Raw genomic sequence first — 25,331 nt, 5'->3', positions numbered from 1 at the left:
GTTATGCGGATGTGTTTGTTGAAAATTATTCTGCCAGCTCTAGTGAACTTGTTATGTTGTTATGTTTGCTCTGCAATTGCACTTCCAAGGGTTGATGTTATATTTCCTGGAGGCTTATGGCATCATTATTCTGAAGTTAATGATAACAAAGAGCAACAACACACTGTCACCATAAACGTGGATGGAGAACATAATCTTGATTCTCAATCGCTTTTCCGGTATCAAACGTTCTCTGGCGTGGTGGGGAAGAGAGAAAGTGATGTTATTGGTGAGGTTGTGGCTGGGGGTAGGATTGAATTAGGCGTTAATGCTGAAGACCTGGCACTAGGAATAAATTACGGTGATACACAACAAATAATTGTTCTGTCGCCACGTGATCTTATAAATAAGGATTCATCTTATCTACCGCTGAATGATCAATATCAACGGAAGATAGAGGCTTCCTCAAAGAGTGTAACGACTACTGACGGTCATGCCCCTCTTCCGGATGATGCAATCTATGAAACTGTCGATAGCGAGGATGTTTTTTTCTCCTTCCGGTTAGACTCTGAAAGGAAGGAGGGTGATCAGCATGAATTCGCCTTTGGAGCGGGGCTTGTTGATTTTGATGACCCTGTCAGAGTGGCTGGTGAGAGTATAATCGAGAAATTTGGTGGTATAGAGGATTCATGGATCGTACAAACAGCAATAAACACAATAAAGAAATTTGATATTGCTAACGAGTTAGGATGCCATGACAATGAAGCATCAATAGCCGTTCAAATAACAATTGATAGAGGTGAGGGGGCGCGTTTCCAGTTTTTAAAAGTTAACTACAAGGCAGATCATACTGGAACTAACAGTTTGGCTCTGGGTACAGTGAATTTTATTGTACAGAATAATGATGTTAAAAAAAACAGTGCCATTATATTGGCAAGCAGCGGTACTCAATTATTAACACTCAACAGACTGAATACATCTACTCAACTGATTGAGATGACATTGGATCCGTCGTTACCATTAAAGCCAGATGTTAGGAGACCATTCTATATACCAAAGTGGCATGATGAAGAAAGGTATCTGCCAGAGTTGGTTCAAGTTAGTTTAAAAGAGAAATTAGAGAGGCATTCACCATGGCTTCCTCCCTCTCATACACCACCTCCAGTGGTCCCTGTCAAAAGTCATGAAGTCACCCTTATGATGCAACAGTTATCAATGGGCAGCGATGATAATGCTGTCAGGCCTCCTAGGCCTAAACCACGGAAACGGACCATAACAAGCACAGGTCAGCAGCACCAGTCATCTACAACCGATGGCTCACTGCAAGCGAAGGCCCCCGGGGATGGCAAGCTTGACAGCTCCACTCCATCTGAACTTAACGAAGCGGAGAGCAGTGATCTCTATATGAAACCTGGTGCTGTCTTGACCTCCTCCTCTCAGCCTGCTTCCCTCCCTACCCCTACTACTGGCAGTGACGGTGAATACTATATAGAAGCCCCTGGAGCACCTCACTCCTTTCCACTCGCTTCTTTTGCAGGCGGTAGAATATCTGAACAGGGTAACAAACCTGGAACTGCAAATCGTCGTTCAACGGCTGTATCTAATGCTTCTTCCGCTTCCGTTGGCAGTTTCTCTGACCCGACATTTCCTGACGTTCGTAACAGCCCCTTCGATACTGAAGAAGGAATGCGGTTCTACAATCAGGGACACTTAAGAAATGTAGAGATGGGTTTGGAGCATTTGATTTATGATAGTGATGATACAATTTTCACTCCTCTGCTTAATATAAAAGTAATCAAACCCGCTAGTCACATAGTGTATAAAATAATGAGTAGGCCAAAGGAGGTGGCAGTCGTACAACAGCAGCAAGTAAAGACAAAACAAAAAAAACACAGAAAAGGAGAACAAGAGCAATATCAGTTTAATGACACGACAACCCAGGGGGGGTGGTATGGAGGGTTACTCCAACTGACGAAATCTCCCGCCCCTAGCGCCTGCGAGCTTAATAATTGCATCAAAGGTATAAGGCAAGATTATCCGCTTCACCGTTTAGTTAAGGGTGGCACTCTTCCACACACATGTGAATTCTGTAAAGCCCCAGAAAGGGTAAGCAGTATTATGACATCGCTAGAATATCTCAGCGATAAACCAGAGTTCTGGCATCTGTACTACTGGGGGGGCACACAAAAATAACCCACAACAGGCCCTAGAAAAGGGGTCGGAGTGAATAAATACTGACAGGTAGCTTCACTGGCCAATAACATCAATATTGCCCAGAATGCCGGACAGGGCAATCTCATTTGGCCTGAAGCAATAAATCCATCGGTGCTTTCTGGCATTCTGAGCCCCCATGCTCAGGGTGCCCCCTAATGACTTTGCTTGACGCCTTTTCCAATCTCGAAGAGTTTCGTGCTGACAACCACCGCTATCCGTTGCCTCACCTTGTTTTTATGGCTGTCTGTATGATTCTTTGTGGTGCAGATGACTGGAAAATGGTCTCGAAGCTGGGAAAACGCAAGTCCAAATGGCTCAGCAGGTTCATTCCCTTACCGCATGGTGTCCCTTCTCACCACACGTTTACCAGAGTCTTTGCCACACTGGATCCTGAGCAGTTCCGTGGATGTTTTATCAAGTGGGTGAGTGCCATTGCAGACCGAACCCATGGTGAAATCGTCGCTGTTGATGGTAAAACCATACGACGCTCCCATGACAAAAAAAATGATAAAGCAGCTATTCACATGGTCAATGTCTGGGCCAGCGAGACAGGCATGGTGCTGGGGCAGCTTAAAACGGCAGAGAAATCTAACGAGATAACAGCCATCCCAACCCTGCTGGATATGTTGGAAATCAGCGGGTGCATCATCAGTACTGATGCCATGGGGTGCCAGAAAAGCATCGCCCAAAAGATACGAGAGAAAAAAGCGGATTATCTGCTGGCTGTTAAAGGCAACCATGAGACGCTGCATGACGACATTAAGCTTTTTCTGGATCCTTTGACCCGTCAGGATTCTCTGCCAGAATCCGCCAGCCATCATGAAACTCTCGATAAGAACCATGGACGTATAGAGATCCGTAGATGCTGGGTGAGTACAGATATTGACTGGCTTGAGCAGCGTAACAACTGGAAAGATCTGAACATGATTGGTGTTGTTGAAGGTGAGCGGCATGTCGGTGATGATGTCAGTATTGAACGGCGTTACTTTATCTCTAGTCTCGCCACCGATGCAGAAACCTTTCTGAGTGCCGTACGTGCGCACTGGTCGGTCGAAAATAACCTCCACTGGGTTCTTGATATCGGTTTTCGGGAAGATGAATGCCGGATCAGGAAGGGGAGTGGTGCTGAAAACATGGCCGTGTTCAGGCAAATAGCCCTGAATCTGCTGACTCAGGAGAAAACTGAAAACCTGGGCGTAAAAAACAAGCGCCTTACAGCAGCGGCTGATGATGAATATCTTGAACTACTGCTGCAGGGTGTTATTTGAGCAGATGGCCAAATGAGATTGCCCTGAGGATGCGGTCAAAGATTTTCGATACCCTCCAGGACTCAATGGCCATGGAGATAATCGACTGTTTCAGTACTTCCGGAGTGACCGAAGTCTGTATATTTTCAGTCATAAAGCCCTCCTGAACGTTTTTGATACCGTCCATGTAGCACTTTCGTTTAGCGTTGGATTAAAGAATCTCTGTGGCTTGGCATTTTAATGGTGAGGATGTAGGGGAGGATAGCTAGTATTTACCTCTGAATGGTGTGGGTTACAGTAGGAAGGTTCTGTTGCAAACTCAGACCATACCAGCAAGAATCCGCAACCTCTTCCACTCCTGAGCTTCCACGGATGAAGTTTTCCGGTCGTCACTTCCCCAAAGATATCGTTCTGCAGGCTGTTCGCTGGTATATCACTTATCCTCTCAGTCTGCGTATGATTAAGGAAATTTTGGGGTTCTGTTGCAAATTTTCAGATAAACCAAAAGTCAATATTCTCCAGGCACAATTATGCCGCCAAAGAGTAAAAGTATGCCGCCAAAGAGTAAAAGTACTCCCACGGCTTCGTTGATTCAGAATCTGAATATTGGCCTTTTCTCAGCATATGAGATAGCGCAATACCAGCGAGTGCCGCCCTGATAGAATAGAAATCCTTGAACTGCATCATAGGGCGGGTAATCCTTTTCACAAATCGATGACCCTGCTCCACGATATTGTTCAAGTGCTTGCTCTGATAAATGGTGATTTTTGGGTCACCGTCGTCGAGCCCTGCATTGATAGAAGTGAGTGCACTTGTGTTGCTGCCGCTTTTAGCACTCGCGACCTTTGACCTTGATGTAGGTTTCATCCATACGCCATGAAGCTTTTACTGACGGTTTGTTTTTTCGGTGCCGAGCTTCCAGTTCAGGTGCATACGCCACAACCCAACGGTGGATGGTGGTGTGATCGACTGGAATCCCACGCTCAGTGAGCAACGCCTCAATCATTCGATAGCTGAGAGGGTAGCTTACGTATCATCGTATAGGTTGAAGAATGATCTCTAAGGGGAAGTGGCGACCGGAAAACTTCATCCGAGAAAGCTCAAAGTAAGAAAAGTTGCGGATTTCGGATCGCTTGATCTGTGTTCGCAATACAGCTCTTTTGGCGAGCAATAAATAGTTACATACCTGTTATGTGTGCAGTAAAAAGATTGTTTCAGAGCAGTATTTGTTGTGAGGTTATCTCCCCGAGGTGGCCATTTCACAGTTCTGTTGCCATTATTTACAGAGAGAAAAACGAACAATAACAAACAAAGAGAACGCCTTCTCACTGATTTTGATATATTCTCCACTGGTGAACTTAGATTTTTGCCCAAATAACAAGGAGTCATTTCTCAACGTGCTTAGCAGAGAACAAGAGCTTGAAGCTGACCTGAAAGCTGTCATTGAATACCGCATTGAATTTTTCCAGACCTGTGAAGAGAAAATCCGTAATCTTTATCAGCAGCGTCTTAATGGCTTGGAGCAGAACCTGGGCAGAGCCCAGCAGCAAATTAAAACGCTATCTTCCCAAAGCTCTGATCAGAAAGCCTTCGCCAATAAGAGTAAAACGGAAACCAGCCGCTTGCAGAAGCAGCTTGAAGAGAGCCAGAGTTCTATTGCGACTCTGGAGGCGGACAAGGGTAAGGCCCTCCGTAAGGTGGAAACCCTTGAAGAAAAGTTACAGAGTCAGATTAAACAGGGAAAAGCTGATCAGGCTGAACTGAAACGACTCCGCCATATGGAGCCGGATAAGAAAGTCAAACAGGCTGCCGCAGCCCAGAAAGAAGTTAAAGAGCTCAAAAAGCAACTTGCAGACACAGCCCGCCTTGCTCGTAGCCGTAAATCAGAAGTAGATGAACTTAATAAAGAACTGACTGCTCTGAAAGAAAAGGTGGAAAACCTCGAAAAAGAAAAGGAAAAACCTGAAGAGACTGAAGCCGCTTAATTAAGCGGCTTCCTGCCGGTTTTTTTATCCTGCAGCCCTTTTGTGGCAGAAAGGCAATCAAGAGATACTCCTCCATTGAAATCCAAGGCTACTCTCTGTAGCTATTATGATTTGGATAGCTGGTATGACGCGGACGATTCTGGGTGTCTGTTTGTCAACCATTGCTTTGTTGTCAGGCTATTCCAAAGTCGCCGGTTATGGCTGGTCTGATGAAGGTTTGTTTATAAATATTCGTAATATGGGTGACCATTGCTGACACAAACCAAAAGGCAGGAAGAACAGCGTGACCAAACCTCAAAAAAAGAACCGGTTTCCAGTGGTGTCATAACTATGACCGTAACTATGACTAAATCTGAAAAAGTGGTTTCTTGGGGTTTTGGGTAAATCGGCTGAAAGTCTTGGTATCAAAGTTGGCGTCCCCACCAGGACTCGAACCTGGATCGATCGCTTAGGAGGCGACTGTTCTATCCGGTTGAACTATGGGGACCGGAATGCTCATAGCATAGCTCCCTTCCACAGACTTGCGTGCCAACTAACGTTGCGGGAACTGCGCTATCTTAACGAAACTCTGCCAATATCTCCAATAGCTTAACTGCGTTTAACTGAGGAAATTCGATATGACGCAGTTCTGTGCGGTAAATCTTCCTCTTCTCACCTCTCTATTTTTGATTCTCTTATTTGGTTACCCTATCAGCTAATAGTATTTTTGTATGTCTGGAAGGCGGCTGGAGGATTTCTGCAGGAAGATAGTCTTTTCTATTGGATGCGCAGGACTGGAGCCTGTCTACTTATTTTGGTAGGGATATGCTCTTTCAGCGGCTGATTCATACTCGCTATGATTTCCATGTTTTTTAGCGATTTTGTGATATGTGACTCTGATGGTGCCCAATGCACAGTCTATGGGGCACTTTGCAGGCCGATGAAGGGTATAACTCCCTTCATCAAGGCCGATAACAACAAGAGTTTCTGGGTAATATGAGTGGTGAGAGCGCTATGCTACATCGATATAAAGCAGGTTTGAAAACGGTTCTATTCCTTATGGTACTGGGCTGCACCAGTACTTTGCAGGCGGCTACAGTTAACTATAACGACCCGTGGGAGCCCGTTAATCGCGTAACTTTCGCATTTAACGATAAACTGGATGCTTGGGTTCTAAAGCCAGTGGCTACGGGGTATGACACCGTTACACCTGATCCTGTTCAAGGGCTGGTTTCTAACTTTTTCAAGAACCTCGGAGAAATTCGCAACCTGGCCAATGCTCTCCTTCAATTCCGAATCAAGGATGCTGGAGTGACTACAGGACGGTTTGTAGTTAACAGTACGGTCGGCATGCTGGGGATGCTGGATGTTGGTTCAGAAATTGGTTTGGACTACCGGTATCAGGATTTCGGCTTAACGCTGGCTCACTGGCATGTACCTGCCGGGCCCTATGTTGTTATTCCGTTTTTCGGTCCGCGCACTGTTCGTTCAACAGCTGGGCTCTATCCTGACATGATGGTCGACCCTGTAACGAATGTGAATGATAGCCATGACCGTTTGATGTTACAGGTATCCGATCTCATTAGTCTGCGAGCTGAGCTGCTTAAGCAGGAAGGTTTGATTGTCGGGGATAAATACACTTTTATTCGTGATGCCTATCTCCAGCGTCGCGACTTCCTGATTACCGGGGAAGTCCCCCAGGATGACTTCTAAGATTATTTCTGTCTGCCAGGGGGAGGCTCCTCCCTCTGCTCCTTCAACACTTTTCCGCTATCCTTCTCAGTTCTCATGAGCTTGCACAGTCACTTGCGAGGGAGTAATGTCAAAGCCGTTATGTTTATTGGCTCATCGATATCCAGTGATGGTGATGGAATATAAGCTCAGCCTTTCTGTATGGGCCGATCCTTTTTGTCTACCCGGCCAGGGAAGGGTGGGTTATGAACAGGGAAAATAATACGCTGTTGGTGATCGACGATGATGCTATCGTCAGGGACAGTATTGTCGCCTACCTCAAAGATAGCGGCTTTCAGGTTCTTGAAGCTGAAAATGGCGAGCATGGCCTGGAAGTCATTCGCGCTCACTCCCCTGATCTTATCCTCTGCGATTTACGCATGCCCAAGCTTGATGGGCTGGGTGTGTTGCGCAGGGTTCGGGAAGAGTCTCCGGAAACGCCTTTTATCGTAGTCTCTGGTGCGGGAGTGATGGCTGATGTGGTTGAGGCCCTGCGATTGGGCGCCAGCGATTACATCATTAAGCCAATTGTCGATTTAGAGGTTTTGGAGCATGCCGTTAATCGCTCTCTGGATAACGCTGAGCTGGCTCTGCAGAACCGCAAGTATCGTGAGAGTTTGGAAGAAGCGATAAAATCCCTGCGGGAGAGTCTGGAAGTCCTGAGAACGGATCAAAAAGCTGGTCGTCAGGTGCAGATGAAGATGCTACCCAAAGGCCCTTTCCAGTTCGGAAATTTTTCCATTGATTATCAGATAGTGCCTTCGCTCTATCTTAGCGGTGATTTTGTTGATTATTTCTCTATCAATGAGCACTGTTTTGGCTTCTACCTGGCTGACGTTTCCGGACACGGTGCTTCATCAGCCTTTGTGACGGTGCTTCTGAAGCATATGTCGATGTCCCTTTTACAGGATTATCAGGCCAAGGGGCATAGAGATGCTATCCACCCGTCTCAGGTTTTATCCGCTATTAACCACAATCTTCTCGGCAGTGATCTGGGTAAACATGTGACTGTTTTTGGCGGTGTGATTGACACCCGTGCTAACACGCTAACCTATTCAATAGGAGGGCATTTCCCGCTACCCATTCTGAGTATGGGCGGGGAATCCCGGTATATTGAGGGTCAGGGTTTGCCGGTTGGTCTGTTTGAAGACGCTAAATTTGTCGATGTGACGATTGACTTGTCTGGTCCATTTACATTAACTATCTTTTCAGATGGGATTCTTGAGGTGCTGCCTCAGGAAACCCTGAAGGAAAAAGAGCAGTACCTGCTGTCAGTGATTGATGAAAAAGCTGATACTGCGGAAACAGTGATGTCGCGGCTGGATGTGCAGGATTTGCATGAAGCGCCGGATGATATTGCCTTGCTGGTGTTAGGCGGAAGGGCTGAATGAGTACGGGAAAAATCCAGTATGCCGAGTCAGACGGCAGTTTTATTCTGAAGTTTGTTGGGGATGTGCGATTAACACTTTGTTCAACACTGGACAGAACTCTTGATACCATCCTCAATCAACCGGGCATTAAGTCAGTTATTATTGATTTGACTGAAACTCAGGGTATTGACAGTACTTCCCTTGGTTTATTGGCCAGGCTTTCTATCCAGTCCCAGAAACGCTTTGGCTTTGTGCCAACCATTCTTTCCACCAATGATGACATTAATCGAATTTTGATGACAATGGGCTTCGATAAAGTTTTTGTGATTGTGAAAGAAGCCGCTGATAAAGGTGTGAAAGTGCTGCAGGATCTTCCCAGTGAAGAAAGCGCAGACCAGGAAGTTATGGATAAAGTTCTGTCTGCTCATAAAACCTTGATGGATTTGAATGAGCATAACCGGCAGGAGTTCCAGGATCTGGTTCACCGGTTGGAGCGGGACTGCAAAGCCAGTTAAGGACTCATCAATAGATATAAAAAATGCCGCTACCTGTAAACAGATAGCGGCATTTTTGTTTTATGGCTGGAATCAGTTCTTAATCAGCTCTGCCAGCGAGTTTTCCAGCTTTACCTGATCCGTAGCAAAGTTCCGGATGCCTTCGGCCAGCTTTTCTGTTGCCATGGCATCTTCATTCATTGCCCAGCGGAATGCGTTCTCTGCCATAGAGTTTTGCTGATCGTTTGTGCTTGGATTGCTGGCGTCCAGCTTACGCTCAACAGACTCTGTACTGTTTTCCAGTTCTTCCAGCAGATTAGGGCTGATTGTCAGTCGATCACAGCCCGCCAGCTCCAGAATTTCACCGGTGTTACGGAAGCTGGCTCCCATAACGACAGTGTTGTAGTTGTTGGCTTTGTAGTAGTTAAAGATACGGGATACAGACAGAACGCCTGGGTCTTCCGCAGCAGGATAGCTGTCACGTCCAGAAGCTTTTTTGTGCCAATCCAGAATCCGGCCTACAAAAGGCGAGATCAGATAAACACCGGCATCAGCACAGGCGCAAGCTTGGGCAAAACCAAACAGCAGAGTCAGGTTGGTCTGAATGCCTTCCTTCTCCAGCTTCTGCGCTGCACGAATACCTTCCCAGGTAGATGCGATTTTAATCAGCACACGATCCTTACTGATGCCTTCACTTTCGTAAAGCTCTATCAGTCTCTGAGCTTTATCAACCGTTGCGCGAGTGTTGAAAGACAAGCGTGCATCGACTTCTGTTGAAATGCGGCCAGGAATGATACCGAGGATTTCCTTTCCGATCAGAACAGAGAGTTTGTCTGTGGCATGGTGGAGGATATCTGTCTGACCACGACCTTGCTGCTTGCCAAAATCCAGTGCTGCCTTCACGTGCTCCTGATAGGCAGGAAGAGTGGCCGCTTTCAGTAATAGTGTCGGGTTGGTGGTGGCATCCTGAGGACGATAGCGGCGAATAGCGTCAATATCACCGGTATCGGCAACTACTGTGGTCAGAGATTTCAGTTGTTCTAATTGGTTGTTCATACCATCGTTCCGGTTTCTGGAGGCAGACAAAAAACACTGGCTTCTCTCAACAGTTCCGCTACAGCATCGGGGCGGTGTGCGTTCTCACTCAAAAGCCTGCGAAAACGTCGGGCACCAAGCATGCCATTGAAAAGACCTAGCATATGACGGGAAATATGGTTGAGAGAGTGTTTCTCATGGCTATCAATGTGTTGTTGAACATAGGGTATCATTTTTTCAACAACATCATGTCGGGAGAATGAATGATTCTCCTGACCAAAAATCCGTTGGTCGGCTTCAGCCAGTACCCAGGGATTGTTGTAGGCTTCCCGGCCGATCATTACACCGTCAAGGTGTTTCAGGTGCTGCTCAGTTTGATCGAGCGTTGTTACACCACCATTAAGGATAATTTCAAGCTCTGGGAAGGTTTGCTTTAGCTTATACGCCCAGTCGTATTTTAGTGGTGGAATATCGCGGTTTTCTTTCGGGCTGAGGCCTTCCAGTATGGCGATACGGGCATGCACGACAAAGGTTTTGCAACCGGTGTCGGCGATCTGGCCAACAAAATCGACAAGGTTGTCCCAGCTTTCCCGGCCATTAACACCAATGCGGTGTTTAACGGTGACAGGAATGGAAACGCTGTCCTGCATGGCTTTAATGCAGTCGGCAACCAAAGCTGGCTTTTTCATCAGGCAGGCACCAATACCACCATTTTGAACCCGGTCACTGGGGCAACCGACATTCAGGTTTACCTCATCATAACCCCACTCTTCTGCGTAGCGGCTGCACTGGGCCAGATCGGTGGGGTTGCTGCCGCCAATCTGCAGAGCTACAGGGTGCTCTGTTTCGTTGTATTGCAGAAAACGTTCCCGATCACCATGGATCAATGCGCCACTGGTGACCATCTCGGTGTATAGGAGAGTGTGGCGGGATATCAAACGTAGAAAGTAACGACAGTGTCTATCTGTCCAGTCCATCATTGGTGCGACGGAGAGCCTGCGGTTCAAAGGGGCTGTTCCGGTCATGTTGCAGTTTGAATCCTGTTGGTTGATCAAGGTTTTGCCAGTCAATCATCGAGTATAAGAAATGGGGCAGCTACTCTATAGCGACCATCTTCTTTCAGCAAGGGGCGGTTGTCTAACTAACACTCTTGCAGAACAGTGCCTATATTAACTTCGGTTCCTGTTTAATGAATGTTGCAGGAACACTTCCTGTTCTAGATGGATACTGTGATACCCGCCATGAATATTCTCAATAGCCTCTTTGGTATTGTACTTCTTCTGTTTATTGCCTGGTTGTTTTCCGAGAATAAACGATCGATCAACTGGCGAACTGTAGGCGGAGCACTGCTGATACAGGTCTGCTTTGCTGGGTTCGTGCTGGCTGTTCCCTTCGGTCGGGATGCACTGGGTGGTGTTTCCACTGCTGTGCAACAGGTGATGAATTATGCCAATGATGGTATTAACTTCCTTTTTGGTAATCTTGCTGACCCCTCGAAGATTGGCTTTATCTTTGCCATAAAGGTTCTGCCGATGATCATATTCTTCTCGGCACTGATTTCTGTGCTGTACCACTTGGGAATTATGCAGGCTATTGTGAAGTTTCTCGGTGGTGGTCTGCAGAAGTTTCTGGGAACCAGCCGTACGGAATCCATTTCCGCGACCGGTAATATTTTCGTTGGCCAGACAGAAGCTCCGCTTCTGGTTAAACCCTATGTGCCAACAATGACCAAGTCTGAATTGTTTGCGGTAATGGTTGGCGGCCTTGCCTCCGTTGCCGGTGCGGTACTTGCTGGTTATGCCAGTCTCGGCGTTAATATTGGTTACCTGATTGCAGCCAGTTTTATGGCAGCACCTGGTGGCTTGTTAATGGCCAAAATCATTATTCCGGAGACAGAAAAGCCTGATGATACTGCCGGACCCATGGAATCTGGCGAACACGCCAACGTGCTGGATGCTGCCGCCACAGGTGCTTCATCGGGAATGATGCTAGCTGTGAATGTAGGTGCCATGCTGCTGGCATTTATTGCATTGATTGCTTTGTTAAATGGAATTTTTGGCTGGGGGGGAGGGCTGTTTGGCTTTGAAGATCTCACCATTCAGGAAATCCTTGGTTATATCTTTTCTCCTATCGCCTGGGCGCTGGGGGTGCCTTGGGATGAGGCTATTATCGCCGGAAGTATGATTGGCCAGAAGTTGATAGTGAATGAGTTTGTTGCCTATATAGACTTTATTGAAGTCAGGGAAGTACTCTCTTTGAAAACTCAGGCTGTTATTTCTTTCGCGCTGTGTGGGTTTGCCAACCTTTCCTCTATTGCCATTTTGCTTGGTGGGCTTGGGGTTCTTGCTCCCAAGCGTCGGCCTGATATTGCCAGCCTTGGATTAAAAGCAGTTCTGGCAGGAACCCTGTCCAACCTGATGAGTGCAGCTTTGGCCGGCCTGTTCCTTTAAAGGCGATTATAAAAACGGTAACTAAGGCATGTATTGGTACGATGTATTTCTGGCCACTGCCACAGGCTTTGCGGTGGGGGTTTTGTTCTCATGGTTGAAACTGCCCATTCCTGCGCCTTCTGCTTTGACAGGTGTGATGGGGGTAGCAGGTATCTTTCTTGGGCGGTATGCGTATCTTGAATTCGTTTCCCTTGTGGGGCGACTGTAGTGTCAGGAGGAAGCGATGACCACTCCCCATATTAGTGCTGTGCCGGGGGCTTTTGCCCCTGTGGTTATTATGCCGGATGATCCTCTTCAGGCTCGCTATATTTCTGATGGTTTTCTGGAATCTGTCAAGGAGATTACTGCAGTTCGAAATATGCTGGGCTTCACCGGACTCTACAGAGGGGTGCCCGTATCTGTTATGGGAAGTGGAATGGGCATTCCCTCCACCAGTATTTATGCGCGAGAACTGTTTGTGGATTATGGGGTGGAAGTCATAGTCAGCATTGGTGAGTGCTATGCCTTGCATCAACGGGTTTCCGTGCGTGACCTTGTTCTAGCTTCAGGTGCCAGTACGTTTTCCGGCGTGAATCGTATCCGTTTTGCTGGTGGTGATTTTTCTGCAGTGGCCGACTTTGAGTTGCTGTGCCTGGCCTGGCAGCTCGCAGAAGAGAAATCTGTGCCAGTGCGGGTGGGTAATGTGTGCACTGCAGATATATTTCTTGCAGATGGCGAGGACATGGAGCAGGGCTGCCTGCGTGGCATGTTGCGTATGGGGATTCTTGGTGCTGATATGAACAGTGCCGGGTTGTACGGGGTGGCGGCGGAGTGTGGCCGTAAAGCTCTTTCTGTGTGTGCGGTCAATGATCATATAGAAGGCAGCGGGCGAGTTTTGTCATCTGATGACCGAGAGAACAGTTTCCGGCGGGCCGTACAACTAGTTTTAGGGATTGTTGAACTTTATGGAAGCAATCAGCGGAAAAGTCATTAGACTGAAAGGAGGTTCGCACTGATGGAATAGCAACCATGATAAGCAAGGGATTTAACGGATTATTGTTCGCAGCATTGTTGCTCATATTTTTACCCCAATCGCTGTCTGCCACAGCTCAGGGGGGGGAACTCGCTCCTCCGGGGTATGCGTGGAAGGCATGCGGTTCCCTTGAGTGCCATTTCCTTGTTCCCTCCGGCTGGTCTTTTGAATCTCTGACTGACAGTTCTCCTTCCGATGGTGTGATGAAGTATCAGATGCTGAAACAACGTCATGGTCGGAAGCTTCCCCCCAAAGTCAGCATTAATATATTGCAAGGTGCTGAAGTCAGAACCGGATTGTCACCGAAACGCCACATGGAGCTGTTTATGGTGGATCTTTCCCGGTCTGCGCGGGTTTTAGAAACCTGGAAAAACAAATCCGGGGTTTTGGTTAGCATGGCGGCAACGTCATTGCATTTCAGTGGTAGAAAAGAGCCGGTTAAAAAATTCAATTTGTTAATAGGCAATGAAAGAACTGGAACCCTATACGTGCTCTCTTTTGAAAGTCAGCCCGGCTACTGGGAAAATGACTGGAGTGTGGTCGAACAGATATTTTCCCAGTTGCGACTTGATGACAGAGTGTGACCTTTATGCCTCCTGAGATGCTGGAAGGTAAAGCATTGATCCGGGGCGATTAGAAAAGGGCACTAATCTCGTATCACTTCTTTGTAGGCGTTCCTGCTTCATGGCCGGATCCCAGGGGCGAATGCGATTAAACTCCGGCAGAGGTTCCCCTTGCTTCAAATGAACAAAAAGCGGGAGCGGAGTATTAATCTGCAGAGGCCATTGTTTCCTGCTTTCGCTATCCAGTCTGCGCTTTTCCTTTATGGTATCTGGCCAGGTAAGATTCGCACGCAGGTGTGGGGCGAGAGGGCGTCGAATGACAACATCCGATGATTCAGGAAGCTTCTCCAGCTTGGCGATATCTTCGGCCATACCAATGCTGGGAGTAAAATTGCTGTTCAAATAAGCAATGGCCTTTGTGGCTTTCATACGCACGCTGCCATGGGTAGCGGATGCCCAACTGAAGCCGATGCGACGAGGGGCCACCGGGAAGAGCTTCAGGTGCCGGTAGCACTGCACAAAATGTATATGCTGAATATGCAGGTTACCTAGCAAACCTTCTCTTAGCTCTCTGGAACTGAGCTCGGTCATATCAAAGCCTTTGCCGAAACATTTGCGAAAGTTCTGCATGGCTTCCTTGAAATCGGTTTTAGCCAGATTCAGGGTTTCGCCCAAGGTGAGGGTTTCTTCTGAGATACCAATCAGCCCGGTCAGCTTGAGGGTCTCCTGACCAGGCTGCTCCGGGTCATAGGTGAGCTTCAGGCTGATTTTTGCTGAGAGGGCGCGAGGGTCTTCTCGAGAACTTTCATCCTGATAAGTCCAGGCCGGAAGCTGGTAGTCATTGAGCAGGAGCTCCCGAAATGCATCTCTGGCCTCAATAAGGTCAATCAGGGTATCTCGTACCTGTAGTCGAGCTAATGCCTTTTTATCCATATTATACAATCGTAGGTTTGAGTTGATAGCAACATAGCACGCCTTTTCCTGATCTCATACCAAAGTTGCAGGAACTTATTTGGGATGGATGCTGTCTAAGTTGTCCCACATAATCGCCCGTCGGCTCTGGTAACAAAGCTATCGTCTATTACTAACTCTTCAGTCGTACCTTGGGGAACTTCTACCCCATTAAGGCTTCTAAATCTGTGAACGAATGTGGCATGTGTCCATATTTCAGGTCCGCCATCAACTCTTTGGGGCTCCTTCGAACTTTCGGGAGGGAATCTGACAGGGAGCCTGAGAGCAAGGTTGCAGAGTAAGTGTCTGCGCGATGGAGCCGTAAAAACAGACAGGGATAATGGAGCGCAGTTATGACTCTCACAATACGACTAATAAAGACCCGAAGGGAAAAGCGCCTTTCACAACAGGCATTGGCCGATCTGATCGGCATTTCCAGAAGTGCACTGGCTCAGTGGGAAACCGACATGAGCAGGCCAAGCCTGGATAACCTCCGCAAGATCGCAGAGACTCTGGATGTCTCTTTTGAATGGCTGGCAACTGGCCGCGGTAATCAGTACATCACCGTGGACAACGGCGAAATCAGCGATGATGAGTTGGATGATGAAATCAACCGCATGCTTGCCCGCCTGAATACTCGCCACAAGAAAGCACTTCTCGACGTTATCAAGGTTATGCACTGATCAGTGAGCGAAAAGTGTAAAAGTCGGATACAAAAAAAGAGCATAAAAATGCTCTTTTTTCGTATCCGGGTACGCGATTAAGCGTTCACGGATTCTTTCAGCTTAGCGCCAGCTTTGAACTGAGGTACCCGAGATGCAGGGATCTCAATTTCTTGGCCAGTCTGAGGGTTGCGACCCTTGCGAGCAGCACGGTCAGCAACGGTGAAAGTACCGAAGCCGATCAGCTGAACAGGCTCGCCGCGAACCAGGGCATCCTGGGTTGCGTGCAGGAACGCATTAACTGCCAGTTCAGCCTTGCTCTTGGGCAGATCTGCCTGTTCGGCTACTGCCTCAATCAGCTCTTTTTTGTTCATGTCGAGTCCTGATGTTACTACAGCCAAAGTTTCGAGGCGGCGATAATACACGAAAGCTAACGGTGCGGGTAGCGCCGCTAAGGGAAAAAAACGGATAAGTTCGCCGGAGTTGATAAACATAGCTTATTTACCCAGACCGTGATCTTCTGTTAGTTCTCTTAACCGCTGTCGTTCAGGGGTGTAATACTGTTGCGTTGTCGTTATTGCCTCATGTCCTGCGAACAGTGCCAGGTCTTCAATGTCCATCTTGCGTGCCAGATGAGACAGTGTTGTATGGCGAAGGGAGTGAAAGCTCTTTGTAAGTAACCGCTGCGCAAGATCCTGGTCGTGTACTTTTGCCTTGGCTGCACAATGCTCCATAAATTGAGCAAACCACTTACGTATTTGTCTCTGGCTCATAGCGCGAAAGCTGCCATCTTCGGCAATAGGTCTCAGGCAAGGAGCTAACGGAAAACCGTCTTTAGCAAAGCCATCCAGATTATGAAAATTTCTGTATTTGATAATGGTTTGCATGATGTTGTCGTTTACCGGCAGTTGCCTTAAACGACGGCCTTTACCCTTTATTAATAAGCTCAGGTCACCATATCGGTCTTGTCGTATATCGTTGCAGGTATGGTTAGCCATTTCCGATTGCCGCAGCCCTAACCCGTAAGCAACGCCAAAAATATATTCCAGTCGAGCTTTTTCCAGGCTGTGACGAGGCTTATGGTTTGGATATTGTTGGATCGCCTCAACGATTACAGCCCACTCGTCTTCGTAGAAAAAACGGGTTTCCCCATGGCCCCGAGCAACTTTCTCTCCGCTCTTGTCAAATCCGTGGACAGGGTTTCCGGAGAGGTAGCCAGTCGCCTGCAAATAACTGAAAAAGCTGTTTAAAACAGTGATGATCTGATCTGTACTTTTGCCCGGTGTTATAGGGTTGGGAAAAAATACTTTCTCTGGATTGCTTTTATCCATACCCGGTTCTTGCCAGTGCGCCCAAGGGGTATGGAGAAAGCTCACATATACTTCAATATCCGCAACAGTGCATTCTGTGTAACTTTTCAGACGTTCTTGTCGAATAAATGCGGTAAAACGAACCAGCTCACGGGTATAGCGGCGTAGGGTTTCATCTGATCGTCTGGCGGCTCTGCGAAGAAAAAGCGCAAGAGCATCCTGGTCGCTATCGACTCCCAGTTTATTATGAAGATTTGTGGATGGTGTCTGCTGCAGGGATAGGGCAGAAGTGGACGGCGATATCAGTTCAGGCAAAGTCATGGGCTGACTATATCATCAGCCCAGTCCTTTGTTACAGGTCGACCAAACTTCCCAGGTTGAATTTTACCTTGTTCTTCTCCTCCAAAAACTGTTGCAGGATTTCATTAAAGCGAGCGTGTTTGTCTACGATAGTGGCGTGACCGGAGTCTCGAATTGTGATCAGTCTGGCTTTTGGGATTGTCTGACAGATTCTTAAAGCTGCCGATAAAGTGAAGGTGTCGTGTTGGCCCCGAATCATCAAGGTTTTTGCACGAATATCAGCAACTTGTGGCCATAAATTGGTGAAGGTAAGCTGCTTCAGTATTTCCGCAATGATGCGGGGATTATTTTTTTGCCAGTATTTTTGGGCATGGTGTCGAACAGCCGCTAACTGCTTGCCCGGCAACAGGTTATGCAGCAAAATCTTGGCAAGAACAGGGGCAGGAATATAAGCCAGAAGATTATGTAATGGCAGGAGGTAACGTATCGGCCGTATAACATCATGCAGAGATGGGGCAGTGTTTACCAGAATGAGTTTTTGTATCAAGGCAGGGCGAGCCGCTGCCAGTGACATAGCCACCATTCCCCCCATAGAAATACCCATCACATCACAGAGCTTAATATTCAGCTGTTGCAGTAAACGATGAATGTCGTCAGCCATCGCCTGAACACTGGGTGGTGATCTGTAACCACTCCGGCCATGGCCGGGTAGGTCTACCAGAACAACCTGGCGGCTACGGCAAAGTGTTGGCATTTGCAGTAGCCAGTCTTTATGGCTGGATGCCAGTCCATGAATCAAGACAATTGGTGGCTGCTGAGTTTGAGTTCCAACAAGCCGGTAAAACAGTGGGTATCCGTTGATATAAGTAATGGCCATAAGCACCTCCCCGACGATGTATCGACCGGGAGGTGATGGTCATGACTATTCTGTTCTGGTTGGGTTATGGGGTTGGCTTGTGGGTGCCAGCTTCTTTTCCCCAGATCTGTTCCAGTCTGTTATCTCGACCGCAGCGACTGCGGTAGAAGTTGTAGCGAATCGGGTTTTTCTTGTAATAGTCCTGGTGATATTCCTCAGCAGGCCAGAAGTCACCCAGAGCATAGAGGTCTGTATAGATTTTTGGGAAACGTTTGCTGTCCTGCAGGGCTTTCAGTGATTGTTTGGCGGCGTCTTCCTGTTCTTTTCCTTTGTAGAAAATTGCGGTTCGATAATGAGGGCCAGAGTCGCAAAACTGTTTATTAGCAACGGTAGGGTCAACACTTCGCCAATAGGTATAAAGCAGAGTTTCGTAAGACACCTTATCCGGATCATAAGTAACACGAACAGATTCAATATGGCGGGTTCTTCCAGAGGAAACTTGACGATAAGTGGGATTTTTTTCCGGGCCGCCGGTATAGCCACTTTCTGCCGAGATCACGCCATCCAGCTTTTCAAAATCAGATTCGGTACACCAGAAACAGCCACCGGCAAACACAGCTTCTTCGGTGCGAGCTTGTGCCTGAAGAGTGGCGCCAAGAAACAGGGCAGGCAGTAATGCTTTATGAATAATGGTTTTGTACATGGAAATTTCTCCTGTTTCCCATCTATACGCCTGATGTCCTGCTGCGGATTCAGCTCAGGCTTATACCTTTATCGCCGATATTTCTGGGAGATGAATGTCTAATCACCCTTGGAATTGTGTCATGAGGAAAAAGGTTAAAGGCTTTACTCTTGTCGAGCTTATGGTTGTTATTGCAATAATATCCATTATTTCTATGGTGGCGTCTCTAGCTTTTAAAGGTAATAGCCAGAAGATGTATTTGCGTGAGGCTATGAATATTATGGCTTCGGCAAAGCTGGAAGTTATGAGTAAGTACTCTTCAACAGGGAGACTTCCTAGAACCGTCCAGGGGCTGAATAACAGTAAAACCGTCTCTATCGAAGATGGGGATATTATTGAGAGAAGAATATATTACAACGTGGCTGCATCTGGTGGCAGCCCAGCCCATGGGCTTTATGTACTTGGCCTGAAGCGTAAGGTTCTTGATGTCGAAGACCCTTATCACCGCACACTGACTCTGGGTTGGGTAGAGTCAGGCCGTGGAGACCTGATTTTCCTGTGCGGCAATTACAATGAAAGTATTATTTTCTCCGGTGAGCACCCTGAACGATGTCAGGAAAACAATGTTCAGAGTGCACTGATGTCCCAATAACTCTTTCGAAGCCTGCCTTTATAGAGCCTGTAACCACTGTTTTATCCGGTCGCAGGCTATGACCAGTTTGGGGCAGTAGTTTTTCAAAAGCTCTTCGTTGGGCGTATTTTTTTCTGTTATCGCATTCAGCGCTTTTTCCCCATCAAAGTCCACAAAGGCTAGCCGGGTATAAAGCTGATTTTCCGGCAAGCCAAAGTCTGTACCAGGCAGGAGGGCGACACCAGCATTATTAAGAAGTTGCTGGCACAGTTGGTCGGGGGTGGTAATGCCGTTGTGATAAAGCTTTTCCCGCCATTTTTCGAAGCTTACCAGAATATAAAAACCACCCTCAGGATTCTGCATTTCCAAGTCGCAATCCCGCAAACGGTTAACCATATACGAGGCAATAGTCTGGAGAACTTTTCTGGATGCGCTGAGATATTCGTCCAGCTCTGAAGAGGGGGTGAATGCTGTGCAGGCAGCGTACTGGGTTGGGGCGCTTATGGACGTGAAGGTCTCGCTGGCAATAACCGCCATGGTGTTTTGGAGCTCCCGCAATGAATCGGGAAATACCATGACTCCGAGTCTCCAGCCGCCAGCGCCGCACCACTTACTCAGGCCACTGCTGATCACTGTACCTTCCGGGTAATGGGCTGCCATAGACTCGTGACTGCCGCTGTAGTTGGTTTCTGCATAGATCTCATCAGCGACAACTATAATGCCATGCTTGCGAGTCACAGCTGCGAGCGCCGCTAGGCTTTCACTATCGTAACTGCACCCGGTGGGGTTGGATGGGTAGTTTAGAATAAGAATGCGGGGGCGGCCGGGGTTGTATGTGCAGAACTGATCCAGAGTTTCCGGATCAATGCGCCAATTGTTCTCCGCCTTTGTTGGCAGCCAGGTGACCTTGCGCCCAATAATAATGGCCTGTGGTGCATAGGAGACCCAGGATGGCGCAGGAATTAACAGTTCGCCATTGCAGGCCATTTGCAGGTTGAACAGCAGCTCTTTGGAGCCGGGGCCAACCAGAATGTCATCGGCAGAGCGCTCAATACCGTCCCGCTTTTGGTAGTAGGTGGCAACCGTTTTCCTTAACTGATCAAGACCCCTGACAGGCAGGTAGTCCTTTTCATGGGCATTGTCCTGCAAGGCTTTCACAACAGGGGGGGGGACCGGGAAGGGGGATTGTCCGAGGCCAAGCTTGATGATATCCCGCCCCTGACGGATCAGTCGGTTGCTGTCTTCATTGATCTGCAATGTGGCTGAAGGCTTCAGTCCGCGGATATTACTGTTCAGCTGGTCTGTTGTGATCATGGCTTTTATCAGTGCATTGATTGTTGGATTTATTTCCTTGCACACGCATTGATTATTCCCACAATCCTGACAAAGGGTAAATGCTTTCTTTACAAAAAAATGTAACAGGTTTTCATCAACCGAATTTACCGGTGATTTAATAACTCCTCGATTATTGTTTTCTTGTTATTCCAGAGAACAGACAAACGTCGTCCCGGGGAATGGTGAAGGTTGGCGTGGGAATTGTGCCAGCGTCTGACTAGGAGAGTGGCAGCAAGAGTCTGGCGTTCACCAGGCTCTTGCGAAGACAGTTTACCCGTTGATCAGCCAGTGTGTGGCTATGCTGGCAAAATAACCAATCAGAACAGCCCAGCTCCAGCGAAGGTGGGTCATAAAGGTATAATTCCCTTTGGATACACCCATCAATGCCACACCGGCTGCAGAGCCTACGGAGAGGAGGCTGCCACCAACGCCAGCGGCGAGGGTGATCAGCAGCCATTGGAATTCATTCATTTCCGGGCTCATATCGAGAATGGCAAACATCACCGGGATATTATCAATCACGGCTGACATCAAACCGGCAGCAACGTTGGTTATAAAGGGACCAACATTGCCGTACATACCTTCAGACAGCATTTGCAGATAACCCAGATAGCTCAGCCCGCCTACGGCGAACATAACGCCAAAGAAGAAGAACAAGGTATCCCACTCGGCATGGGAGACTTTCTCAAACGTGTCCAAATGGCCATATTTGCGGATATGGGCTTCACGATGATCAGAAATATATCCGCCAGTACGAAGTTTCAGAATCCATGTGTAGAACATCAGCAGAGATAGGCCAGTAACCATTCCCAAGAAGGGAGGTAGGTGGAATACCTGTTCAAAGGTAACAGCCAGGGTGATTGTGATCAGGAACAGAAAGCACATTCCTTTGGCGCCTGTTCGCATTCTCACTTTCCCGGTGATAGGAGCTGGGTGCTCATTGGGAATAAATGGCGACATCAACAATGCTGGAAGTATAAAGTTCACCACAGAAGGCAGGAACAAAGAGAAGAAACCAAAGAAGTCGACCTTGCCAGCCTGCCACACCATCAAAGTAGTGATATCCCCAAAGGGGCTGAAGGCTCCGCCAGCATTGGCTGCCACCACAACATTAACCAGAGCAGGCACCACAAACTTTGGCTGGTCTTTGCCTACCGACATGATAACCGCCCCCATAACCAGCGCTGTGGTCAGGTTATCTGCGATGGGAGAAATAAAGAATGCCAATACCCCGGTTACCCAGAACAGTGCGCGGTAACTGAACCCCTGGGCAACAAGCCATACCCGCAGAGTCTGGAAAACACCCCGTTCCTCAAGGGCATTTACATAGGTCATGGCTACCAGAAGGAAGAGTAGAAGAGCCGCGTACTCTTCCAGGTCGTACATAACTGCTTCTTCGATGGTGGTTTTGTCGATACCCTGCTGGCCGGCCAGTATGGAAATCATCACCCAGATAATGCCTGCAGCCAACAGCATTGGTTTGGATTTGCGCAGATGCAGCTGCTCTTCAAAAATGACGGCGAGGTAAGCAACTGTGAAAACAATAAGGCATCCAATTGCCAGACCATGACTTGATAGCTCCGATGACTCTCCTGTCGACGCTATTGCAAGCCCCGGAAACATCACCATAAGCATGGCCATAATGTTGATAGATCTGGTGTTAAAGATTTTTTTGGTTTTTATTGGGTGCATAAAGGTCTTCAGGGACGATATCGCGCTGTCTTTCATGGTGTTTCCGGACTAACTGATAATCTAATAATTAATTGGTTTATCCAGCATTTTTTTCAGGAATCCGAATAGGAAGGGTGCAGACTATCCGTTTTCCGCATTTTAAGTATTGACTGGTTATTGATTAATCATACTCTTTCCCGCCAGTTCTCACAGAGCTAAGTGTAGAAGCAATAACCACGCCTTTGTGTCCTGACTCAATAATAAGCAAAGAATCAGTGTTGGGTGTTTTTTTGAGCAGCGTATTCTATATGCAGCACTTGCTCGCCTCAACAGAACAAGACAGTGATTTTTAACAGACAGGTAGGAGTTCGCCAGAGAATGGTTTTATAATCCGCCCATTCATTTTTAATTGCTGAACAGTACTATGACCGTTCGTACCCGTGTAGCTCCTTCTCCGACTGGTGACCCTCACGTAGGCACCGCGTTTATCGCTCTTTTCAACATGGCGTTTGCCAAAAGCCAGGGCGGTCAGTTTCTGCTTCGTATAGAAGACACCGATCAGGTTCGCAGCACCCGTGAATCAGAACAGCAGATTCTGGATTCTCTGCGCTGGCTGGGTTTGGACTGGGATGAGGGCCCGGACAATGGCGGCTCTTGTGGCCCCTATCGCCAGAGCGAGCGTCGTGATATTTACGACAAGCACGGCAAAAAGCTATTGGAAAAAGACCATGCTTTCCGTTGCTTCTGTTCCTCTGAGCGTCTGGATGAGCTGCGTAAGCAGCAAGAAGCAAATAAAGAAGGTTCCGGCTACGATGGCCATTGCTTACACCTGAGTGAAAGTGAAGTGCAGGCTAAGCTGGATGCCGGTGAGTCTCACGTTCTGCGGATGAAGATTCCGGAAGAGGGCACTTGTAAAGTTAACGATATGCTTCGAGGCGAAATTGAAATCGACTGGAAGCAGGTTGATATGCAGGTATTGGTGAAAGCCGATGGTATGCCAACCTATCACCTGGCCAACGTGGTTGATGACCACCTGATGGGTATCACTCATGTCATTCGTGGTGAAGAGTGGATTAATTCCGCGCCCAAGCACATTCTGCTTTACCAATATTTTGGTTGGGACATGCCTCAGCTGTGCCACATGCCGCTGCTGCGCAACCCGGATAAGAGCAAGCTCTCCAAGCGTAAGAACCCAACCAGCATCACTTATTATCGTGATATGGGTTATCTGCCGGAAGCGGTTGTGAACTATCTCGGCCGTATGGGTTGGTCCATGCCAGACGAGCGGGAAAAGTTCACTGTTCAGGAAATGATTGAAAACTTCGACCTTAACCGTGTCTCTCTGGGGGGGCCGATCTTCGATCAGGAAAAACTGTCCTGGTTGAATGGCAGCTGGATTCGTGAAAACCTGAGCGTTGATGAATATGCTGATCGTCTCCACGGCTGGCTGCTGAACGAAACTTATATCAAGAAGTTCCTGCCATTCGCTAAAGAGCGTTCCGAAAAACTCTCTGATTTCGCGCCAATGGCTAACTTTATGTTCAGCGGTATGCTGGATCTGAAGGAAGACGATTTCACCCATAAAAAACTGGATCAGGATGGTGTGCGCAAACTTCTTCAGTTTGCTCTGTGGAAGCTGGAGGCCCAGCGTATCTGGACTAAAGATAATATCTTTGGCGATATCAAAGGTCTGGCAAAAGATATGGGTTACAAGATCGGCGACTGTATGCAGCCGATCTTTGTTGCTGTGGCTGGTACCCCTAACAGCTGGTCTGTGGTGGACTCCATGGAAATTCTGGGGCCGGATATGAGTCGTGCCCGTTTGCGCCATGCCATTGAAGTTCTGGGTGGTGTGTCCAAAAAACAGATGAAGAAGCTTGAGAAAGAGTTTCGAACTCTGGGACAGGATGCTGGTTGAAGCAGCTAACAGTTAAGTATTAATAAAAAGCCCGTTTTATCTCAGGACAAAGCGGGCTTTTTATTCATGGACGAAGAGAGGTTTACTGGTGTCCTGCAATACGCCTCTCGGTTACCGCTCGAACAAGGCTTGGGGCTATGGCTGTGCCAGCAAAGAGCAGGGAATTAAAAGCCAGGGCTGTATTCGTCATTCCGGCAATCAGCAGGCCAGCTGTTGGCATCATGACGATAATGTCGATTTTGGCTGCATTCCGAACAAACCTGTTCAATCCACTACTATTGTTTGGTGCTGGTGCTGGTGCTGGTGCTGGTGCTGGTGCTGGTGCGGGTAGCAGCTTGTCCTGATAGTTATCTGCGATTTTCCCTGCTTTATGCATTTCGACGCCCACGTTGGGACAATGCTGACTTTTCTCTGATCAAAAGCTTTCTTGTAGCAGCAGTAGCTGTATCCAAGGTAGCCAGCAGTCGCGAGAGATCCAACGAGAGTGGTTGCGCCTGCCGCAACAATTCCAGCCACGGGTATGCCGCAAAAGGTGCAGCCAGCCATAACGCAGCCAGAAACAGCGGCAGTAAAGCCTGCAAGTGTGCCTGTAACCGTGTCGATTTCGTTTTGATCGATCAGGGTGTTTAGGTCAATCCCGTTACATCCCTGACGAGGATTGATTTGGATTTGATGCATGCTTTCACCCTCCTTGGTTTGTTGAAACTCAATACTGAACACCCCTTAGACAGCAGGAGCAGGAGTAAGTTTGTAAAGATTAGCTATTAAAAATAAGGGCTTACTGCTTGACACGTTATAAGCAGATTCCTAGAATGCGCCCCGCACTTCGGTACTGTCTCAGCCCAATCAGGCAGGGAAAGAAAACGAAGAAAAGTGCAAAGGGGCCTTAGCTCAGCTGGGAGAGCGCAACACTGGCAGTGTTGAGGTCAGCGGTTCGATCCCGCTAGGCTCCACCA

Annotated in this window: 26 protein-coding genes, 2 tRNA genes and 1 pseudogene; 17 read left to right on the top strand and 12 right to left on the bottom strand. The window is 47.9% G+C overall.

Annotation, left to right across the window (positions count from 1 at the left end):
* Positions 1-18: 18 nt before the first annotated feature.
* Together QMA35_RS00695 and QMA35_RS00690 are read left to right on the top strand one after the other, a co-directional pair.
* Positions 19-2,172: a hypothetical protein gene (locus tag QMA35_RS00695; protein ID WP_281645200.1), complete on the top strand. Its 2,154-nt coding sequence runs from the start codon at positions 19-21 to the stop codon at positions 2,170-2,172.
* Positions 2,173-2,348: 176 nt separating this feature from the next.
* The gene (locus tag QMA35_RS00690; protein WP_281645199.1) at positions 2,349-3,461 is read left to right on the top strand and encodes an ISAs1 family transposase; all 1,113 of its coding nucleotides are present in this window, start codon (positions 2,349-2,351) and stop codon (positions 3,459-3,461) included.
* Here QMA35_RS00690 and QMA35_RS00685 read toward each other — a convergent pair.
* Positions 3,454-3,594, bottom strand: a complete 141-nt coding sequence (locus QMA35_RS00685; RefSeq protein ID WP_281645198.1) for a hypothetical protein — start codon at positions 3,592-3,594, stop codon at positions 3,454-3,456. The two genes, QMA35_RS00690 and QMA35_RS00685, sit on opposite strands and share 8 nt — an antisense overlap.
* Positions 3,595-3,968: 374 nt before the next feature.
* Positions 3,969-4,530: pseudogene (locus QMA35_RS00680) on the bottom strand (IS6 family transposase).
* Between the two features lie 307 nt (positions 4,531-4,837).
* Between QMA35_RS00680 and QMA35_RS00675 the strand changes: the two are divergent.
* Positions 4,838-5,425 (top strand): hypothetical protein, encoded by a 588-nt coding sequence (locus QMA35_RS00675; protein WP_281645197.1) that lies wholly within the window; start codon positions 4,838-4,840, stop codon positions 5,423-5,425.
* Between the two features lie 124 nt (positions 5,426-5,549).
* Positions 5,550-5,681: a hypothetical protein gene (locus QMA35_RS00670; protein WP_281645196.1), complete on the top strand. Its 132-nt coding sequence runs from the start codon at positions 5,550-5,552 to the stop codon at positions 5,679-5,681.
* Between the two features lie 155 nt (positions 5,682-5,836).
* On the opposite strand, the gene QMA35_RS00665 is transcribed toward QMA35_RS00670, so the two are convergent.
* Positions 5,837-5,912, bottom strand: a tRNA-Arg gene (locus QMA35_RS00665).
* A gap of 488 nt (positions 5,913-6,400) precedes the next feature.
* Here QMA35_RS00665 and QMA35_RS00660 point away from each other — a divergent pair.
* From QMA35_RS00660 to QMA35_RS00650, 3 genes are all read left to right on the top strand, one after another.
* Positions 6,401-7,117, top strand: a complete 717-nt coding sequence (locus QMA35_RS00660) for a VacJ family lipoprotein (RefSeq protein ID WP_281645195.1) — start codon at positions 6,401-6,403, stop codon at positions 7,115-7,117.
* 224 nt (positions 7,118-7,341) lie between these two features.
* The gene (locus QMA35_RS00655; RefSeq protein ID WP_281645194.1) at positions 7,342-8,526 is read left to right on the top strand and encodes a SpoIIE family protein phosphatase; all 1,185 of its coding nucleotides are present in this window, start codon (positions 7,342-7,344) and stop codon (positions 8,524-8,526) included.
* Positions 8,523-9,020 (top strand): STAS domain-containing protein, encoded by a 498-nt coding sequence (locus QMA35_RS00650; RefSeq protein WP_281645193.1) that lies wholly within the window; start codon positions 8,523-8,525, stop codon positions 9,018-9,020. Before QMA35_RS00655 ends, QMA35_RS00650 begins: the two co-directional genes overlap by 4 nt.
* Before the next feature lie 72 nt (positions 9,021-9,092).
* Here QMA35_RS00650 and tal read toward each other — a convergent pair whose 3' ends face one another.
* The gene (gene tal, locus QMA35_RS00645) at positions 9,093-10,055 is read right to left on the bottom strand and encodes a transaldolase (protein ID WP_281645192.1); all 963 of its coding nucleotides are present in this window, start codon (positions 10,053-10,055) and stop codon (positions 9,093-9,095) included.
* The gene (dusA, locus tag QMA35_RS00640) at positions 10,052-11,059 is read right to left on the bottom strand and encodes a tRNA dihydrouridine(20/20a) synthase DusA (RefSeq protein WP_281645191.1); all 1,008 of its coding nucleotides are present in this window, start codon (positions 11,057-11,059) and stop codon (positions 10,052-10,054) included. The genes tal and dusA overlap by 4 nt, the downstream gene beginning before the upstream one ends.
* Before the next feature lie 216 nt (positions 11,060-11,275).
* On the opposite strand from dusA, the gene QMA35_RS00635 reads away from it, so the two are divergent.
* From QMA35_RS00635 to QMA35_RS00620, 4 genes are read left to right on the top strand one after another with little or no spacing between them, the layout of a single operon-like run.
* Entirely contained in the window at positions 11,276-12,484 is a 1,209-nt protein-coding gene (locus QMA35_RS00635) for a NupC/NupG family nucleoside CNT transporter (protein ID WP_281645190.1), read from the top strand.
* Between the two features lie 28 nt (positions 12,485-12,512).
* A complete protein-coding gene (locus QMA35_RS00630; RefSeq protein WP_281645189.1) occupies positions 12,513-12,692 on the top strand; it encodes a DUF1427 family protein in 180 nt (59 codons plus the stop codon).
* A 15-nt stretch (positions 12,693-12,707) separates the two neighbouring features.
* A complete protein-coding gene (gene deoD, locus QMA35_RS00625) occupies positions 12,708-13,457 on the top strand; it encodes a purine-nucleoside phosphorylase (protein ID WP_281645188.1) in 750 nt (249 codons plus the stop codon).
* A 35-nt stretch (positions 13,458-13,492) separates the two neighbouring features.
* Positions 13,493-14,080, top strand: coding sequence for a hypothetical protein (locus QMA35_RS00620; protein WP_281645187.1), 588 nt, complete (start codon positions 13,493-13,495; stop codon positions 14,078-14,080).
* Positions 14,081-14,083: 3 nt separating this feature from the next.
* Here the strand turns inward: QMA35_RS00620 and QMA35_RS00615 are convergent, their stop codons facing one another.
* Positions 14,084-14,992 (bottom strand): hypothetical protein, encoded by a 909-nt coding sequence (locus QMA35_RS00615; RefSeq protein ID WP_281645186.1) that lies wholly within the window; start codon positions 14,990-14,992, stop codon positions 14,084-14,086.
* 371 nt (positions 14,993-15,363) lie between these two features.
* Here QMA35_RS00615 and QMA35_RS00610 point away from each other — a divergent pair, with 371 nt between their 5' ends.
* Positions 15,364-15,693 carry a helix-turn-helix transcriptional regulator gene (locus QMA35_RS00610; RefSeq protein ID WP_281645185.1) on the top strand — a complete coding sequence of 110 codons (330 nt, stop codon included), beginning with the start codon at positions 15,364-15,366 and terminating at the stop codon, positions 15,691-15,693.
* A gap of 77 nt (positions 15,694-15,770) precedes the next feature.
* Here QMA35_RS00610 and QMA35_RS00605 read toward each other — a convergent pair whose 3' ends face one another.
* From QMA35_RS00605 to msrA, 4 genes are all read right to left on the bottom strand, one after another.
* Positions 15,771-16,046 (bottom strand): HU family DNA-binding protein, encoded by a 276-nt coding sequence (locus QMA35_RS00605; protein WP_281645184.1) that lies wholly within the window; start codon positions 16,044-16,046, stop codon positions 15,771-15,773.
* 123 nt (positions 16,047-16,169) lie between these two features.
* Entirely contained in the window at positions 16,170-17,303 is a 1,134-nt protein-coding gene (locus QMA35_RS00600; protein WP_281645183.1) for a tyrosine-type recombinase/integrase, read from the bottom strand.
* 31 nt (positions 17,304-17,334) lie between these two features.
* Positions 17,335-18,159, bottom strand: coding sequence for an alpha/beta hydrolase (locus QMA35_RS00595; protein WP_281645182.1), 825 nt, complete (start codon positions 18,157-18,159; stop codon positions 17,335-17,337).
* 64 nt (positions 18,160-18,223) lie between these two features.
* Positions 18,224-18,841, bottom strand: a complete 618-nt coding sequence (msrA, locus tag QMA35_RS00590; protein ID WP_281645181.1) for a peptide-methionine (S)-S-oxide reductase MsrA — start codon at positions 18,839-18,841, stop codon at positions 18,224-18,226.
* A gap of 94 nt (positions 18,842-18,935) precedes the next feature.
* On the opposite strand from msrA, the gene QMA35_RS00585 reads away from it, so the two are divergent.
* Entirely contained in the window at positions 18,936-19,472 is a 537-nt protein-coding gene (locus tag QMA35_RS00585; RefSeq protein ID WP_281645180.1) for a prepilin-type N-terminal cleavage/methylation domain-containing protein, read from the top strand.
* Positions 19,473-19,490: 18 nt separating this feature from the next.
* On the opposite strand, the gene QMA35_RS00580 is transcribed toward QMA35_RS00585, so the two are convergent.
* Both QMA35_RS00580 and nhaD read right to left on the bottom strand, forming a co-directional pair.
* Positions 19,491-20,810 carry an aminotransferase class I/II-fold pyridoxal phosphate-dependent enzyme gene (locus tag QMA35_RS00580; RefSeq protein WP_281645179.1) on the bottom strand — a complete coding sequence of 440 codons (1,320 nt, stop codon included), beginning with the start codon at positions 20,808-20,810 and terminating at the stop codon, positions 19,491-19,493.
* Positions 20,811-21,056: 246 nt separating this feature from the next.
* Positions 21,057-22,514 (bottom strand): sodium:proton antiporter NhaD, encoded by a 1,458-nt coding sequence (gene nhaD / locus QMA35_RS00575; RefSeq protein ID WP_281645178.1) that lies wholly within the window; start codon positions 22,512-22,514, stop codon positions 21,057-21,059.
* 367 nt (positions 22,515-22,881) lie between these two features.
* On the opposite strand from nhaD, the gene gltX reads away from it, so the two are divergent.
* The 4 genes from gltX (at position 22,882) to QMA35_RS00555 (ending at position 25,331) form a co-directional block, all read left to right on the top strand.
* Positions 22,882-24,375 (top strand): glutamate--tRNA ligase, encoded by a 1,494-nt coding sequence (gene gltX / locus QMA35_RS00570; RefSeq protein WP_281645177.1) that lies wholly within the window; start codon positions 22,882-22,884, stop codon positions 24,373-24,375.
* 137 nt (positions 24,376-24,512) lie between these two features.
* Positions 24,513-24,719 (top strand): hypothetical protein, encoded by a 207-nt coding sequence (locus QMA35_RS00565; protein WP_281645176.1) that lies wholly within the window; start codon positions 24,513-24,515, stop codon positions 24,717-24,719.
* A complete protein-coding gene (locus QMA35_RS00560; protein ID WP_281645175.1) occupies positions 24,679-25,005 on the top strand; it encodes a hypothetical protein in 327 nt (108 codons plus the stop codon). The genes QMA35_RS00565 and QMA35_RS00560 overlap by 41 nt, the downstream gene beginning before the upstream one ends.
* Before the next feature lie 250 nt (positions 25,006-25,255).
* Positions 25,256-25,331: transfer RNA gene (locus QMA35_RS00555), tRNA-Ala, on the top strand.

This window comes from Parendozoicomonas sp. Alg238-R29 (assembly GCF_947331445.1).
Classification (GTDB): Bacteria; Pseudomonadota; Gammaproteobacteria; order Pseudomonadales; family Endozoicomonadaceae; genus Sansalvadorimonas.
Note: the sequence above shows the minus strand (reverse complement) of the source record. Positions and strands in the feature narration are given on the sequence as shown.